Source organism: Streptomyces sp. NPDC052109 (assembly GCF_040680195.1).
In the GTDB taxonomy this organism is placed as follows: Bacteria; Actinomycetota; Actinomycetes; order Streptomycetales; family Streptomycetaceae; genus Streptomyces.
On record NZ_JBFAWF010000007.1, the window covers coordinates 213,113 to 229,151 of the forward strand.

The following is a 16,039-nucleotide window of genomic DNA, read 5'->3' on the forward strand; positions in this document are numbered from 1 at the left end:
ATGAGCCAGGCGGCACAGAACCTGAACTGGTTGATCACCAACTTCGTGGACAACACCCCCGGGGTGTCGCACACGGTGGTGGTCTCCGCCGACGGCCTTCTGCTGGCGATGTCCGAAGGGTTCCCGCGGGACCGCGCCGACCAGCTGGCGGCCGTCGCCTCCGGGCTGACCTCGCTGACGGCCGGGGCGTCCCGGATCTTCGAGGGCGGCGACGTGGCACAGACGGTCGTCGAGATGGAGCGCGGGTTTCTCTTCCTGATGTCCGTCTCGGACGGATCGTCCCTCGCGGTCCTGGCCCACCCCGAGTGCGACATCGGTCTCGTCGGCTACGAGATGGCGCTGCTCGTCGACCGCGCGGGTGCGGTACTCACCCCGGACCTTCGCGCCGAACTCCAAGGAAGTCTGCTCCACTGACCGCCCCCGGCACCACCCACCTCACCAAACCACCGTCCGGCCGACACAATCCCCCCACCGGCCCCCGACAGACGGTTTGACCGACCGACTTGCTGTCCCGCCCGGAGGATTCATGACCCCGCCCACCGCCCATCACGATCCGTACGCGGAACCGTACGGGGACGAGGGCGACCAGCCGCTGGTCCGTCCGTACGCGATGACCGGCGGCCGGACCCGGCCGCGGTATCAGCTCGCGATAGAGGCGCTGATCAGCACCACGGCCGACCCGGCAGCCCTGATGGGACTGCTCCCGGAGCACCAGCGCATCTGCCACCTGTGCCGAGAGGTCAAGTCGGTCGCGGAGGTCTCCGCGCTGCTGGCCATGCCGCTCGGAGTGGCCCGGATCCTGGTCGCCGACCTCGCCGAGGCCGGCCTGGTCGCCATCCACCAGCCGGGTGGCGACGAGAACAACGGCGGCGCTCCGGACGTGACGCTGCTCGAAAGGGTGCTCAGTGGACTTCGCAAGCTCTGACGCGGGCCGGGCCACCACTTCCGCGAAGATCGTGGTGGCGGGCGGCTTCGGCGTGGGCAAGACCACGTTCGTCGGCGCCGTCTCGGAGATCAACCCGCTGCGCACAGAGGCCGTCATGACGTCCGCTTCGGCCGGCATCGACGACCTCACCCACACCGGAGACAAGACCACCACCACGGTGGCCATGGACTTCGGCCGCATCACCCTGGACCAGGACCTCATCCTGTACCTGTTCGGCACCCCCGGCCAGGACCGCTTCTGGTTCATGTGGGACGACCTGGTACGCGGCGCGATCGGCGCGGTGGTGCTCGTGGACACCCGGCGCCTCGCCGACTGCTTCCCGGCCGTCGACTACTTCGAGAACAGCGGCCTGCCGTTCGTCGTCGCGCTCAACGGCTTCGACGGCCAGCAGCCCTACGCCCCCGAGGAAGTGCGGGAGGCGCTGCAGATCGGGCCGGACACGCCGATCATCACGACCGACGCCCGGCACCGGGCCGACGCCAAGAGCGCCCTGATCACCCTGGTCGAACACGCCCTGATGGCGCGCCTCAAGTAGCACGGACGTACGTACGCACCCAAGTACGACGTCCGGTACGGCAGTTGTCGTAAACACACTGGAGCCGACTGTGGCCTTTGACACGGTCGGCTCCGGTGTTCATAACAGTTCGGCAGAGGAATCCCCTGACATCACCACGCGACGCGGTCACGCAGTACCGCTGCGCTCACAAACGCCCCGCCTTTTGACGGGGCTCGCTCTTTATGACCGTTTTATCTGGGGCTTACAAGCGTGCCCCTCAGGGGTTTCCGCTGTTTGGAAGAGCACTGGTCCACGTGCTGGAATGCCTGAACTGCCCAATAGTCGAAGACGTACTCATCAGTCGATGACGAACGGGGCTCTGAGAGACTGCGGCACGACGTAGGTGCCGACCGCCGAGAGGTTGTTGGTCGAGTGAGGCGAAGCAAGAACGGTCCCGAGCCGTCGGCGCGGGGCAACTTCACCCCGCCGCCGCGCGCTGCGGCGCCCACCCCCGTACCCGGTGCGGAGCCGGCGGCCACTCCCGCGCCGAGCGGCGGCCGTTTCTCGCCGAGAAACTGGCGCGTGCCGACCAGGCTGAACGCGATCCTGCTGATACCCGTGGCGGTCGGCCTCGTCATGGGCGGCTTCCAGGTGAAGAGCTCGATCGACACCTGGCAGCAGGCCCGGGACGCCGAGAACACCGCCCGCCTGGTGCGTGCCGCCCTCACCTACGCCGACGCGCTCGACAACGAACGTGACGTCACCGCGGAGCCCTTGCTGCTGCACAAGACGGACAGCAAGAGCAAGGCGATCGTGGACGGGGCCCGCAAGGCCACGGACGACGCCGCCGACGCCTTCGACCAGGCGGCGCAGAACATGCCGCAGAAGTCGGGCCTGGTGCGCCGGCTGAAGCTGTTCCGTGAGGCGGAGCCCAAGCTGGGCCAGCTGCGGCAGATCGCGTACACCTCCAGGGAGCACGGCGTAGAGACCGAAGAGGGCTACGTCGCCGTCAGCCACCCCCTGATGGAGTTCGCCAACGAGCTGGGTCTGGGCACCGGCAACATCACCTCCTACGGCCGTACCGTCTACGCCATCTCGCTGACCAAGGCTGCGCTGTCGCTGGAGCGGTCGATCGGCACCCATCTGCTGGTCAAGCCCGGTCCGGACGCCCCCAACCTGGCGACCCAGCGGGTGGCCCTGTCCTCGTACGCCTACCTGGAGGGCATTGCCCGGGAGGAGTACATCGGCGGTGGCACCGAGGCCGACGCGCAGAAGCTGAGCGGCCTCGAGGACCAGATCAAGGCGGAGGTCTCCGCCCAGGCGGCGAAGGCCAAGGCGAGCAACCCGCAGTTCCTGTCCGACCCCAAGGACATCGTCGCGGCGCTCTCCACCATGAGGGACACCAGCGCGCTCACCCGCCAGGGGCTCGCGCTGAGGGGCATCACCGCCGACAACTGGTTCGCGGTCAACACGCTGAAGTACAAGGCCTACCGCCAGATCGAGTCGGACATGGCCGACAAGGCGGTGAGCGAGGCCTCGGACATCGCCGACAACGCCAAGACCTCGGCCTTCATCACCGGTGCCGTCGTCGTGGTCGCCCTGCTGCTCGCGTTCATCCTGGCCGGTGCCGTGGCCCGCCAGATGAGCCGCTCGATGCGCCAGCTGCGCAACGCCGCCTTCGGCATCGCCGAGCAGCGCCTGCCGATGCTGGTCGACCAGCTCTCGCGCACCGACCCCGGCCGGGTCGACACCCGGGTCGCCCCGATCCCGATCACCACCAAGGACGAGATCGGCGAGGTCGCCCGCGCCTTCGACCAGGTCCACCGCGAGGCGGTCCGGCTCGCCTCCGAGCAGGCCCTGCTGCGGGGCAACATCAACGCGATCTTCACCAACCTCTCGCGCCGCAACCAGTCGCTGATCGAGGGCCAGCTGACCCTGATCACCGACCTGGAGAACAACGAGGCCGACCCGGACCAGCTGGAGAACCTCTTCAAGCTGGACCACCTGGCCACCCGTATGCGCCGCAACGGCGAGAACCTCCTGGTCCTCGCCGGCGAGGAGCCCGGCCGCCGCTGGGACCAGCCGGTCCCGCTGGTCGACGTGCTGCGCGCCGCCTCCTCCGAGGTGGAGCAGTACGAGCGCATCGAGCTGTCCGGCGTCCCGGAGGCCGAGATCCACGGCCGCGCGGTCACCGACCTCGTGCACCTGCTCGCCGAGCTGCTGGAGAACGCGACGACGTTCTCCTCCCCGCAGACCAAGGTCCGCGTCACCGCGACCCGTCTCCCCGACGGCCGCGTCATGATCGAGATCCACGACAAGGGCATCGGCCTGACGGCCGAGGACTTCGCGGACATCAACCACAAGCTGGCCAACCCGCCGACCGTGGACGCCGCGATCTCCCAGCGCATGGGCCTGTTCGTGGTCGGCCGGCTGTCCGACCGGCACGGCATCCGCGTCCAGCTGCGGCCCTCGGGCGAGCAGGCCGGTACGACCTCCCTGGTCATGCTGCCGGACGCGATCACGCACGGCGGTGGCGGCGAGGCGCCGCTGGACCGCGAGGAGTTCACCGTCTCGCAGATCATCCCGGAGCAGCAGTTCCAGGGCGAGAGCTTCCAGCAGGTGCAGCCGATGCGCACCGCTGCCGAGCTGGGCTTCGACGACAGCCAGTACCCGGAGGTCCCCGACGACATCCGCGAGCTGGACCCCGTCGGCCGCTCCCTGATGCGTGAGGAGCGCCGGGCGGCCCTGGAGGCGCAGAGCCACGGCCAGCAGCCCGCCGAGGCACAGCGGGAGACCGCCGAGACTCCGGCGTACGAGGACCCGCTCTTCACCGGGCAGCCCGCCTACCAGGAACAGCAGCGCGGGTACGAGGAGCAGCAGGCCGCGTACCAGGAGCCGTACCAGGAGACCTACTCGGAGTCGCCCTCCGCCTCGTACGAGAAGCCGTACGACGAGCAGTACTACGCACCGAACGGCGAGCTGCCGCAGCACGACGGCTTCTCCCCCACCGGCGGTTACCCGGAACCCGCGTACACGGAGCCGGCGGCGAACCCGTCGTACCAGGACGACTGGCCGCAGCAGCCCCAGCAGGACGCGTTCCAGAACGGCTACCCGGCCCATTACGCTCCGGAAACGGAATCCCCGCAGGCCGCTGACGCGAGTGAGGGGAACCGCGTAGGCTTCGACCGTCCGGGAGCGGCCTCTCCCGCCGCACACGAGATGACCGACGCCGGGCTGCCCCGCCGCGGATCCGTCGCGAGCGGCGCCAACGGCTCCGGTCCCGCGGGCGGCACGGCGCGCGTGCAGCAGGAAACGCCGGCACCGGGCAACACCCCGGCGACGGGCGGCGACAGCGGCTGGCGTTCGCAGAACGACGAGCGCTGGCAGCAGGCGTCGCAGCTCCGGAAGCCCAAGGCAGGCGGGGTCACCGCCTCGGGCCTGCCGCGGCGGGTGCCCAAGGCCAATCTGGTCTCGGGTTCCGCCGAAACCACCCCTCAGGGAGGCCCACAGGTCTCCCGCGCCCCGGAGGACGTCCGGGGCAGGCTGAGCAACCTGCGTCGGGGCGTCCAGCGCGGACGCAGCGCAGGCAGTGAAACGAACGGCCAGGGCTTCGGTCCTGACAGCACCTACAACCAGGAGCGTTAGTGTGAGCCCGATGAGCCAGGCGGCACAGAACCTGAACTGGTTGATCACCAACTTCGTGGACAACACCCCGGGGGTGTCCCACACGGTGGTGGTCTCCGCCGACGGACTCCTTCTGGCGATGTCCGAAGGCTTCCCCCGCGACCGCGCCGACCAGCTCGCGGCCGTCGCCTCCGGTCTGACGTCTCTGACGGCAGGCGCCTCCCGCATCTTCGAGGGGGGCAGCGTGAACCAGACGGTTGTGGAGATGGAGCGGGGATTCCTCTTCATCATGTCCATCTCCGACGGTTCCTCGCTCGCCGTTCTGGCCCACCCGGAAGCGGACATCGGCCTCATCGGGTACGAGATGGCCCTTCTGGTGGACCGCGCGGGCACGGTCCTCACTCCGGATCTCCGTGCGGAGCTCCAGGGAAGCCTTCTCAACTAATCAAGGGACGATGCGTATTCGCGTCCCGGGGCCGTAAGGTTTCGGGACGCGGCTCCACAGGGATGGGCGCCCGGCGCAGTCGGAGGAGGAGAAGAGAGTGGCAACACCCCCAAGCGGTTCGTCTTCGGGTAACTGGTCGTACGGCCCTGCCCAGGGTCAGGGCGACGGTTCGGCGAACCGGTACAACTTCCCCTCCGCCCCGAGCCACCGGCAGCCGTACGCGCCGCAGGGCCCGGGCCCGTCGCCGTACGACCAGCCGCCGGCCCCGCGGATCCAGCCGGTGCAGCCGCAGCGCCGCCCCGAGCCGGCGCCGGCGACCGCGTCGAACAACCCCTTGGTGCGTCCGTACGCCATGACCGGCGGCCGGACCCGCCCGCGCTACCAGCTCGCCATCGAGGCGCTGGTGCACACCACCGCCGCTCCGCACCAGATGCAGGGCCAGCTGCCCGAGCATCAGCGGATCTGCAACCTCTGCCGTGAGATCAAGTCGGTAGCCGAAATCTCCGCGCTCCTGACAATCCCCCTCGGCGTGGCCAGGATCCTCGTCGCCGACTTGGCGGAGGCGGGCCTGGTCGCCATCCATCAGCCCGGCGGCGACGAGAACGCCGGTGGCCAGCCAGACGTGACACTGCTCGAAAGGGTGCTCAGTGGACTTCGCAAGCTCTAGCGGCGGTCCTTCCCGCTCCACCACCTCCGCGAAGATCGTGGTGGCGGGCGGCTTCGGCGTGGGCAAGACCACGTTCGTCGGCGCCGTCTCGGAGATCAACCCGCTGCGCACAGAGGCCGTCATGACGTCCGCTTCGGCCGGCATCGACGACCTCACCCACACCGGAGACAAGACCACCACCACGGTGGCCATGGACTTCGGCCGCATCACCCTGGACCAGGACCTCATCCTGTACCTGTTCGGCACCCCCGGCCAGGACCGCTTCTGGTTCATGTGGGACGACCTGGTACGCGGCGCGATCGGCGCGATCGTCCTGGTCGACACCCGGCGCCTCGCCGACTGCTTCCCCGCGGTCGACTACTTCGAGAACAGCGGCCTGCCGTTCGTCATCGCCCTGAACGGCTTCGACGGCAACCAGCCGTACAACCCGGACGAGGTCCGCGAAGCGCTGCAGATCGGCCCCGACACCCCGATCATCACCACCGACGCCCGCCACCGCGCGGACGCCAAGTCGGCCCTGATCACGCTGGTGGAGCACGCCCTGATGGCGCGCCTGCGGTAACGCTGCCGCTCCGGGCAACCGACGTGGGCTCCTGTCTCTCTTCCCGAGGGACGGGAGCCTTTGTCATAGGCACCGGGGGATGGTCGTGATCGAGATCCGCCGTCGGGGCTGTGGCCGGCGGTCGTCGTGCCGACGCTGTCCGTCCCGATGGGCCTGTGGCTGCGAAAGCGGGACGAGGCCCGGCGCACCGGGTGACAATGCCCTCGATCGTCGCGTCGAGGGGGCATTTCATGAGCGCTGAGGCGGCCGCATTACGGCTGGGGACGACCGTGGCGAAGGCGGCGGCCCAGACATGGCTCGGGGGGAAGCGGCGGGAGCAGGAACGCCGCATGGACATGTCCGAGCTGATCCGGCTGCGGGTGTCCGGGCTCCGCTACCAGCGGGGCGTGCAGCGCCAGTTCGAGGAGATCGCGGACGCGGTCTACGACCGGCTGGCGCCCTTCCTGGACCGGGAGTTCCCGGGGCTGGAGGAGAGCGGCAGACAGGCCGTGATCGACGGGGTGTGCGACACGTTCGCGGCGGCGGACCTGTCGGACGGGGCGATTCTGGCGGCGGATGCGCGACCGGCGGAGATCGTGCGGCGGGTGACCGGGGCGGTACGACCGCCGGTGGGCCTCGGTGAGGCGGAGAGCCGGCTGTACGAGGTGCTGTTCGCGGAGTGCGTCGAGTACTACGTGCGGATCGTGCAGGGCCTGCCGGTCTTCGAGGAGCGGGCGCTGAGCGAGTTGCTGGCCCGTACGACGTCCTTGGGCGCGGAGATCGCGCGGGTGCTGGAGCGGCTGCCGGACCGGTCGCTCTTCGCGCCGGAGGGGACGGACCGGGACGCCGAATTCCGGCGCCGCTATCTGGAACTGGTCAGCACGTGCCTGGACGAGGTGGAGCTGTTCCGGCGCACGTCCGACCGGGCGGGAGCGCAGGTGCGGCTGTCGGTCGCGTACGTGAGCCTGCGTGCCACGGGCGACGACGGGAGCCGCCGCCCGACGCGCTCACTGCCCGTGCTCCGGCCCGACATGAGCGACTGGGAGGAGCCCGGCGAGAGCGCCGGCATGCGGGTGGAGGCGGCCCTCGGCGGAGCCACCCGGGTGCTGCTGCGCGGCGAGGCGGGCTCGGGCAAGACAACGCTGCTGCGCTGGCTGGCGATCACCGCGGCACGAGGCGCCTTCACCGGCGAACTGGCCGCCTGGAACGGCCTGACTCCGGCGTTCGTCAAGCTGCGCGAGTACAGCGGGCGGGAACTGCCGAGGCCGGAGGCGATGCTGGACTCGGTGGCCGGGCACCTCACCGGAGTGATGCCCAAGGCGTGGGTGGAACGCCAACTCGCCGAGGGCAACGCCCTGCTCCTGATCGACGGTGTGGACGAGCTGTTGGACAGCGAGCGGCGGGGGGTACGGGAGTGGCTGCGCAAGCTGCTGACGGCGTACGGCACCGTGCGTGTCGTAGTCACGTCGCGTCCCGCCGCGGCACGTGCCGACTGGCTGCGCCGCGAGGAGTTCACGGCGCTCCACCTGGACCGCATGGCCCCGCCCGACCTGGCGGCCTTCGTGCGGCAGTGGCACCAGGCGGTACGGGAACTGGGCGAGGACCTTCCCTGCACGGCGGAGGAACTGCCGCGCTACGAACAGTCGTTGCTGACCAGCCTGAAGGACCGCCCGCACCTGCAGTCGCTGGCGGGCACCCCGCTGCTGGCGGCGATGCTGTGCGCGATGCACCTCAACCGGGGCAGCCAGCTCCCGCGCGACCGGATGGAGCTGTACCGCAACGCCCTGCACGCCCTGGTCCACGAACGGGACGCGGACCGGAACGTGCCGAGCGCGGTGGACAGCCGGCTGAGCCTGAACGACAAGCTGGTCCTGCTGCGGGACCTGGCCTGGCGGCTGTCCGACAACAACCGCAGTGACATCACGCTGGAGCAGGCGGCCGTGCACCTCGGCAAGAAGCTCGCCGGGATGCGGCACCTGGAGGAGCAGGACGGCGGAAAGGTCCTGGAGCAGCTCCGCGACCGCTCGGGGATCCTCCGCTCCCCGGCCGAGGGCCGCCTGGACTTCGTCCACCGGAGCTTCCAGGAGTACCTGGCCGCCGAGGAGGCCACGGAGGAGGACCGCATCGGCAACCTGGTCGAGCGCGCTCATCTGGATCTGTGGCGGGAGACCATCATCATGGCGGCGGGCCATGCGAACCGGCCGCAGCGGGAGGAACTGCTGGGCGGCATCCTGGACCGGGCGAGGGGGGAATCCCGGTACGCACGCAAGCTCCGGCTGCTGGCGGCTGCTTGCCAGGAGACGGTGCCGGAGGTCTCCGACGGGCTCGCCGGGCGGCTGGAGGAGGCGGTGTCCGCGCTGCTGCCGCCGCGCCGGCGGACGGACCCGCCCGCGCTGGCCTCGGTCGGCCCGAGCCTGCTGCGGAGACTGCCCCGCTCACTGGACGAACTGACGTCGAAGGCGGCGGTGGAGACGGTGCGGACCGCTGCGCTGATCGGCGGGGAGGAGGCGTTGGGGCTGCTGGAGGGGTACGCGCGGGACGAGCGTTCTGACGTGGTCGCCGCGCTCATCGAGGCCTGGGCGTACTTCGACGCCGATGCTTACGCCGACCGGGTGATGGCTGGGCTCCCCTTGGAGCGGCACTGGGTGGGCCTGACGCACTCGGCCCAGCTACGGGCGGCGGTGCGGCTGAGGTCACTGACCACACTGAGAATCAGGTTCGCGCTCCAGGACCTGTCCGTTCTCACGGAACTCCCCCCGCTCCAGCAGCTGATGTGCACCGTCAGGGGCACGGCCGACCTGTCCCTGCTGAAGGAGCACCCTGAACTGGAATTCCTCCAGGTGTTCGGCGGTGCGTCGCTCCGGCATCCGGAAGCCCTGACAGATCTGCCCGCACTGCGCTTCCTGCAGCTGCCGCTCGCCGGCCCGGACGGTATCGAGGGACTCCCGGTCCTTCCTGAACTCATCCTGCTGTCCTTCTCCGGCGTCACGAAAGCCACCAGGCTGGGCTTTGTGGCCCCGTACGCCGGTATCGAGTACCTGCATCTCGTCGGCGTCTGGCGCAGCCGCCTGCCCGAATTCGGCCCCCTGTCCACGCTGACCGGCCTGCGCAGCCTGACGCTGTACAACTTCGACGCCTCAGACGTGCCCCGGCGGCTCGTCTCGGCCTGCCCCCAACTCGTCGATCTCAGCATGTACAACTGCCTCCTGTCCGACGGACTCGACGTCCTGCGCGCGTTGCCCCGGCTGAGGCGGCTGGAACTGGAGAGCTGCGAAGCCGGCGAAGGCCCGCTCACCGCACCGGATCTGCCCGGCGTCACCGTCACCGTCCGCTGAGCACACCACGGCCCCGCCCTCCCAAGGGAGCGGCGGGGCCGTAGCTCACGCGGTAGAACTCAGTGCCAGCTGTGCGGTGCCCGGAAGCCGCCCTCGCGCTCGAGGCGGCGCCAGCCGGCCTTGGGACGGCCGCGGTGGGTCTGGGGCGCGGGCTCGGTGCGGGCGGCCGCGCGGGCCAGGAGGACGGCCGTGATGGCGGCGACTTCCTCGGGCTCGGCGTGGCCCTTCTCGACGCGGATGTCAGGAGTGCTCATGGGTGTCAGTCTCCGTGAGAGAGAGGTCCGCGGGGTTGCCGCGGCGGGTCCGCTGGGTTACTGCGGCGGGTTGCCGTGCTTGCGGGAGGGCAGGTCGGCGTGCTTGGAATGGAGCATCGCCAGGGACTTGACCAGGACCTCGCGGGTCTCGGCGGGGTCGATGACGTCGTCCACGAGGCCGCGTTCGGCCGCGTAGTACGGGTGCATCAGCTCGGCCTTGTACTCCTTGACCATCTTCTGGCGCATGGCCTCGGGGTCCTCCGCCTGGGCGATCTGCCGGCGGAAGATGACGTTCGCGGCGCCTTCGGCGCCCATCACGGCGATCTCGTTGGTCGGCCAGGCGTAGGTGAGATCGGCGCCGATCGACTGGGAGTCCATGACGATGTAGGCACCTCCGTACGCCTTGCGCAGGATCAGCGAAATCCTCGGCACGGTCGCGTTGCAGTAGGCGTACAGCAGCTTCGCGCCGTGGCGGATGATTCCGCCGTGCTCCTGGTCGACACCGGGGAGGAACCCCGGCACGTCCAGGAAGGTGACGATCGGGATATTGAAAGCGTCACACATCTGGACAAAGCGCGCAGCTTTTTCGCTGGCCTCGATGTCCAGCACGCCGGCGAGGACCTGCGGCTGGTTGGCGATGATGCCGACCACCTGGCCGTCCAGGCGGGCCAGCGCGCAGATGATGTTCCGCGCCCAGCGCTCGTGGACCTCCAGGTACTCGCCGTCGTCGACGATCTCCTCGATGACCTTGGCCATGTCGTACGGCCGGTTGCCGTCGGCCGGGACCAGGTCGAGCAGGACGTCGCCGCGGCGGTCCACCGGGTCGGACGAGTCGACCCGCGGGGGGTTCTCGCGGTTGTTCTGCGGGAGGAGCGACAGCAGGTACCGCACCTCGGCGATGCAGGTCTCCTCGTCGTCGTACGCGAAGTGGCAGACGCCGGAGGTCTCCGCGTGGACGTCGGCGCCGCCCAGGCCGTTCTGGGTGATCTCCTCGCCGGTGACCGCCTTGACCACGTCCGGGCCGGTGATGAACATCTGCGAGGTCTCGCGGACCATGAAGACGAAGTCCGTCAGGGCGGGGCTGTAGGCCGCACCGCCCGCGCACGGGCCGAGCATCACCGAGATCTGCGGGATCACCCCGGACGCCTTGGTGTTGCGCTGGAAGATGCCGCCGTAGCCGGCGAGGGCCGAGACGCCCTCCTGGATGCGGGCGCCCGCGCCGTCGTTCAGGGAGACCAGGGGCGCGCCGGCCGCGATGGCCATGTCCATGATCTTGTGGATCTTGGTGGCGTGGGCCTCGCCGAGCGCGCCGCCGAAGATCCGGAAGTCGTGCGCGTAGACGAAGACCGTGCGGCCCTCGACCGTGCCCCAGCCGGTGATGACACCGTCGGTGTACGGCTTCTTCGCCTCCAGACCGAAGCCCTGCGCGCGGTGCCGGCGCAGCTGCTCGACCTCCTGGAAGGACCCGGGGTCCAGGAGCAGCTCGATCCGCTCCCGCGCCGTCAGCTTGCCCTTGGCGTGCTGCGCCTCGGTCGCCTTCTCGCTGGGGCCCGCCACGGCCTGGGCACGAATGCCGTGCAGCTCGGCGACCCGTCCGCGCGCGTCCGTCGGCTCACCGGTCGGCTCACCCGTCGTCTCTTCCAAAACGGTCATGTAGCGACCTTACGAAGGACACCAAGGAAAGCGAGCCGTTGACTCCGTACAGTCTCCGGCCCGTTTTCCTGGTACCAGTGAACAGAACCATGGCCGCGTGCAGCCGTTTCGACTGCTCAATGGGCGTCGGCGTTGTAGGGGCGCCACAAAGACGACACCTGAGAGCCGCCTCACATTCGTGGCCGGCCCATGCCACCCCGGGGTGACAGACAGCCTCGGACGGCGGTCCGCCGACAGGACCTCCCCGCCCGCGCCGGACGGTCGCGGACGATCTCCGGCGATTCACCCGCGCAGGTGGCCCACCGACACGGAGACGGCCGTACTGCCCCTGACGCGAGGAGCGGGTTCGCGCCCGCCGAGGCCCCACCGTACCGGCCCGCCCGGCGTTGCCGCCGGTCAGCCCCAGGTCAGCGGGGCCGGGGGGAGGGCGGCGCAGGGCAGCCCGCCGGGCCGGTCGCCGCCCTCCCGTGCCGCGGCTCAGCAGCCGCCGCAGTTGTAGTACAGCGCGTCCCAGTGGTTGCCCTCGTCGGCGTAGACGTTGCCGGAGGCGGACTGCCACTGCGGGTAGCCGTCACCACGCAGGCCGATGTAGGAGAAGTTGTTCTTGATGTACGACGTCACGCAGGTGTTCTTGGAGTAGTCGAGCTTGTAGCCGTTCCAGTGCGAGTAGGTGCCGGAGGCGTGGCCGGTCTCGGTGCCGCCGGTGATGTTCAGGGCGCAGCCGCTGGCCCGCTTCAGGGTCTGGGCGCCCTGGGCGGTGGCGAGGTTGAGCTGGTCGAACGACGTACACGTGGAGTTGTTCCGGTCGGTGCAGTTGCCGGACGACGACCACGTGATGCCGACCTGCCGGAACATCGACTCGGCGGTGGCCTGGCTGATCTTGGTGACGGCGAAGGCGTCGGTGGCGGTGCCGACGACGGCGACGCCGGGGGCGACGACGAGGGCGAGCGCGGTCAGGACGGAGCGGAGCCGCACGGCTTTCGCGAGCTTCATGGGGACCTTTCCTGCGGTGGGCCGGGTTTCCTGTGGGACGGCTGTGCAGGTGGTGCACCCAGATGGTGCCCGAGCTCTACGCGCGTCCGCCAGAGGGCGTACACCGTTACACGGTGCGATCACGAAAACACGCTGCGGATGATGTTGAAAACTGAACCGTATGGGTCTACCTTCGGAGTACGGAGTTCGTTTAACGTTCAACAGACACTTTTCCTGGAGCAGGACATGGGCATCTTCAGCCGCAAGGACACCACCCCCGCGACCGCCACCGCGGGTCCCGACCTGGCCGCGCTTTCCGGCGACTACACCATCGACCCCGCGCACACCACGATCGGCTTCACCGCCCGGCACGCCATGGTCACCAACGTCAAGGGCAGCTTCCACGACTTCACCGGCGCCCTGCACCTGGACGGCACGGACCCGAGCCGCTCCACGGCCACGCTCGACGTCAAGATGTCGAGCATCGACACCGGCAGCGAGGACCGTGACGGTCACCTGAAGTCCTCCGACTTCTTCAAGATCGACGAGTTCCCGACCATGACCTTCCGCTCCACCAAGGCGGAGGCCCTGGGCGGCGACGACTACCGCATCACCGGCGACCTCTCGCTCCTCGGCGTGACCAAGTCGATCACCATCGACCTGGAGTTCAACGGCGCCGCCAAGGACCCGTTCGGCAACGAGCGCGTCGGATTCGAGGGCAAGGCCGAGATCCTGCGCTCCGAGTGGGGCCTCACCTGGAACGCGGCGCTGGAGACCGGTGGAATGCTCGTCTCCGACAAGATCAAGCTGAACTTCGACATCTCGGCGATCAAGAACGGCTGAGCCTGCGCAGGCCGGCCCTTCCACGAGCGCGCCCGCCCCCGGGAACGGGAGGCGGGCGCTCGCGCGTCCTGCCGGGACGGCCCCATGACATCGGCCTACGAGAAGTGCGCACGGACCGACCGGGTCCGCGTCGCCTCGTACGAGAACGTCCCGGGGTGTTCCGAGGCCGGCGGGTGCTGGTCGGTTGACCGCGGGAGCGGGGAGTCCGCGGGACGCCGCCGGACGATCGCCCGGACGCCGTGGCGGCCCGGCCTGCACACCGGCCGGCCCCCACGGCTGTCCCGGCCAGGCGGGCCGGCAGCAGTTCCGTCGCGTTCTGGCCGAAGTAGCCGAGGAGCAGGGACAGGGCCGTGGTCATGCCGGCCGCCCAGTAGGCGTAGTTGAGCGGGCGCAGCCACAGGGCGACGGTGAGGATGACGAACATCACCGCGACCGACGCCTCGCCCGTGATACCGGTGGCCGCCACGCCGGTGGCCGGGAGCGTGCCCGCGGTCGCCCCGGCGAAGCGCTCGACTCCTTGCGCAGCACGTCCGTTCGGCCCCGGTTGCCACCGGCCACGACGTACACGGTGAGCACCGCCCACGGCCAGTGGTCGTCGAAGAGCAGCGGGCCGCAGGCGAACGCCGCCAGTCCGTCCTGTCGCTCACCGGCTCCGGGCGACGCGCGCTGGAGCGGGACATGGCCGAGCGGGACGCGTGGCTCGCCGAGGCGCTCGGGGCTCTCGGCGAGACGGAGCGCGGGGTGCTGGGGCCGGCGGCCGGGGTGATGGAGCGGCTGGGCTCGGTGGAGACGGACGACGAGGCCGAGCGCCGCTGACGGACGGGCAGGCCCGGCGCTCAGAACCCCCCGCCGAAGTCGCCGCCACCGCCGTCCCCGCCTCCCCCGTCGAACCCTCCGCCGTCCCCGAAGCCGCCCCCGAAGTCCCCTGGGTCGAAGTCCGTGCCGGAGACGTCGCCGCCCTCGTAGCCGCCCCCGAAGTCACCGCCCTGGCCGGGGCCGAAGTCCCCGTACCCGGTGCCGTAGTCGGCGGCGTACGACGGGGTGGCCATCATGCTGCCGAGGAGGGTGCCGACGAGCAGGCCGGGCAGGATGCCGCCGCCGAAGTAACCGCCCGCCCAGGGGCCGTAGGCGGGACCCGCGTCCCAGTAGGGGCGGCGGCCGTGGTCCGTGTCGACCTCGCGGATCACCGGGTCGCGGCCGTCGGCGAGACGGGTGGCGTCGGCCGCGCAGACGGGGACCTGGCGCGGGGCGCCGCCGGGCGGCGTCCAGTCGGCGTCGGTCACCGAGGGGCCGTGGCGCGGGTCGAAGAAGCAGGGCGGGCGGCGCTCGGGCAGGGGGCGGCCCCCGCGGCGGGCTGCGAGACGCGCCAGGGAGAAGCGGCCGTCCTCCAGTGCCTCGGTGACCGCGCGGACGTCCTCCGGCCGGGTCGCGGCGGCCATGCGCTGCTTGGCGGTCTCGTAGGCGTCCAGGGCGTGCTCGTAGTCGGCGCGCATCGCGTCGTCGGCGCCGGGTTCGGCCGGCTGGAAGTCGAGACGGTCCAGCTCCTCTCCGAACGCGGTGATGTCGTCGTCCACGACCACCCGCAGCCGGTCCAGCGCGGCCCGCTGTTCCTCCTCGTGGCGACGTCGGTTGCGGCGCACCAGCGCGTACGCGCCCGCGCCGCCGGCCACCACCAACGCGCCGACCGCGATCAGCGCCGCCGTGGGCGCCCCGCCGCTGGAGCCGCTCGAGCCGCCCCAGCTCTTGGGGGCATGGCCGCCCATGGCGGCCAGCGCGCGGTCGGTGAAGTCGGTGAGCTGGGCCTTGGCCGGTTCCCCCTGGACGCTCGTCACCAGGTTCTGCCGGGCCGTCGCCGACATGACGGAGGAGTCGGCGCGGGCGTCGAAGCGGTCGCCGAGCCGGATGCCGTACAGGCCGGTGATGCCGGTGGCCGCGCGCAGGTCGGAGAAGAGGTTCGCGGTGCGGTAGCCGGCCGGGAGCACGGCGATGAACAGCGGTTTGTCCGCGTCCTTGATGCGTTTGGCGAGCGCGTCGGCGTCCGCTCTCGGCAGTTGGGCCGAGGCGGCCGGGTCGACGTAGACCGGGCCGCTGCGGAGGGCCCGCGCGATGGTGGAGACGCTCGTGTCCGCGCTCGCCCTGGGCGCGAACGTGGTCGCGACGGCCAGCGCGAGGACGGCCAGCAGCAGGGCGGGGAGGCTTCGGGTCCGCGGGACGGCCTTCATGCTTCGAAGCTACCCGAAGCCTCCCATACCCGGACATCGGG

Annotated in this window: 15 protein-coding genes; 10 read left to right on the forward strand and 5 right to left on the reverse strand. The window is 70.4% G+C overall.

Translation table 11 applies throughout. The features are described 5' to 3' along the window. The 8 genes from AB0L59_RS17445 (at nt 1) to AB0L59_RS17480 (ending at nt 10,054) form a co-directional block, all read left to right on the forward strand. Nucleotides 1-414 (forward strand): roadblock/LC7 domain-containing protein, encoded by a 414-nt coding sequence (locus AB0L59_RS17445; protein WP_005479910.1) that lies wholly within the window; start codon nt 1-3, stop codon nt 412-414. A gap of 112 nt (nt 415-526) precedes the next feature. Further along, the gene (locus AB0L59_RS17450; protein WP_009190816.1) at nt 527-925 is read left to right on the forward strand and encodes a DUF742 domain-containing protein; all 399 of its coding nucleotides are present in this window, start codon (nt 527-529) and stop codon (nt 923-925) included. Continuing rightward, nucleotides 906-1,481, forward strand: coding sequence for an ATP/GTP-binding protein (locus AB0L59_RS17455; protein WP_184970470.1), 576 nt, complete (start codon nt 906-908; stop codon nt 1,479-1,481). The genes AB0L59_RS17450 and AB0L59_RS17455 overlap by 20 nt, the downstream gene beginning before the upstream one ends. Nucleotides 1,482-1,874: 393 nt before the next feature. Next, on the forward strand, nt 1,875-5,087 hold the full coding sequence (locus AB0L59_RS17460) for a nitrate- and nitrite sensing domain-containing protein (RefSeq protein ID WP_365584014.1): 3,213 nt from the start codon (nt 1,875-1,877) through the stop codon (nt 5,085-5,087). Nucleotides 5,088-5,097: 10 nt separating this feature from the next. Beyond that, entirely contained in the window at nt 5,098-5,511 is a 414-nt protein-coding gene (locus AB0L59_RS17465) for a roadblock/LC7 domain-containing protein (RefSeq protein ID WP_004983065.1), read from the forward strand. Nucleotides 5,512-5,608: 97 nt separating this feature from the next. After that, nucleotides 5,609-6,178, forward strand: a complete 570-nt coding sequence (locus AB0L59_RS17470) for a DUF742 domain-containing protein (protein WP_365584017.1) — start codon at nt 5,609-5,611, stop codon at nt 6,176-6,178. Further along, the gene (locus tag AB0L59_RS17475) at nt 6,159-6,740 is read left to right on the forward strand and encodes an ATP/GTP-binding protein (RefSeq protein WP_026248371.1); all 582 of its coding nucleotides are present in this window, start codon (nt 6,159-6,161) and stop codon (nt 6,738-6,740) included. The genes AB0L59_RS17470 and AB0L59_RS17475 overlap by 20 nt, the downstream gene beginning before the upstream one ends. A 230-nt stretch (nt 6,741-6,970) precedes the next feature. After that, nucleotides 6,971-10,054, forward strand: coding sequence for an NACHT domain-containing protein (locus AB0L59_RS17480; RefSeq protein ID WP_365584019.1), 3,084 nt, complete (start codon nt 6,971-6,973; stop codon nt 10,052-10,054). A gap of 59 nt (nt 10,055-10,113) precedes the next feature. Here AB0L59_RS17480 and AB0L59_RS17485 read toward each other — a convergent pair whose 3' ends face one another. The 3 genes from AB0L59_RS17485 to AB0L59_RS17495 form a co-directional block, all read right to left on the reverse strand. After that, nucleotides 10,114-10,308, reverse strand: coding sequence for an acyl-CoA carboxylase subunit epsilon (locus tag AB0L59_RS17485; protein WP_365584022.1), 195 nt, complete (start codon nt 10,306-10,308; stop codon nt 10,114-10,116). 57 nt (nt 10,309-10,365) lie between these two features. Beyond that, entirely contained in the window at nt 10,366-11,961 is a 1,596-nt protein-coding gene (locus AB0L59_RS17490; RefSeq protein ID WP_365584024.1) for an acyl-CoA carboxylase subunit beta, read from the reverse strand. A gap of 477 nt (nt 11,962-12,438) precedes the next feature. After that, entirely contained in the window at nt 12,439-12,954 is a 516-nt protein-coding gene (locus AB0L59_RS17495; protein ID WP_365584027.1) for a hypothetical protein, read from the reverse strand. 225 nt (nt 12,955-13,179) lie between these two features. On the opposite strand from AB0L59_RS17495, the gene AB0L59_RS17500 reads away from it, so the two are divergent. Further along, complete coding sequence (locus tag AB0L59_RS17500) at nt 13,180-13,776, forward strand: YceI family protein (protein ID WP_365584030.1); 597 nt, start codon at nt 13,180-13,182, stop codon at nt 13,774-13,776. Here the strand turns inward: AB0L59_RS17500 and AB0L59_RS17505 are convergent. Then, on the reverse strand, nt 13,763-14,359 hold the full coding sequence (locus AB0L59_RS17505; protein WP_365584033.1) for an FUSC family protein: 597 nt from the start codon (nt 14,357-14,359) through the stop codon (nt 13,763-13,765). The genes AB0L59_RS17500 and AB0L59_RS17505 overlap by 14 nt on opposite strands. A 5-nt stretch (nt 14,360-14,364) precedes the next feature. Here AB0L59_RS17505 and AB0L59_RS17510 point away from each other — a divergent pair, with 5 nt between their 5' ends. Then, nucleotides 14,365-14,592: a hypothetical protein gene (locus AB0L59_RS17510; RefSeq protein ID WP_365584036.1), complete on the forward strand. Its 228-nt coding sequence runs from the start codon at nt 14,365-14,367 to the stop codon at nt 14,590-14,592. A 20-nt stretch (nt 14,593-14,612) separates the two neighbouring features. Here AB0L59_RS17510 and AB0L59_RS17515 read toward each other — a convergent pair whose 3' ends face one another. Beyond that, nucleotides 14,613-15,998, reverse strand: a complete 1,386-nt coding sequence (locus AB0L59_RS17515; RefSeq protein WP_365584039.1) for a hypothetical protein — start codon at nt 15,996-15,998, stop codon at nt 14,613-14,615. Nucleotides 15,999-16,039: the final 41 nt, after the last annotated feature.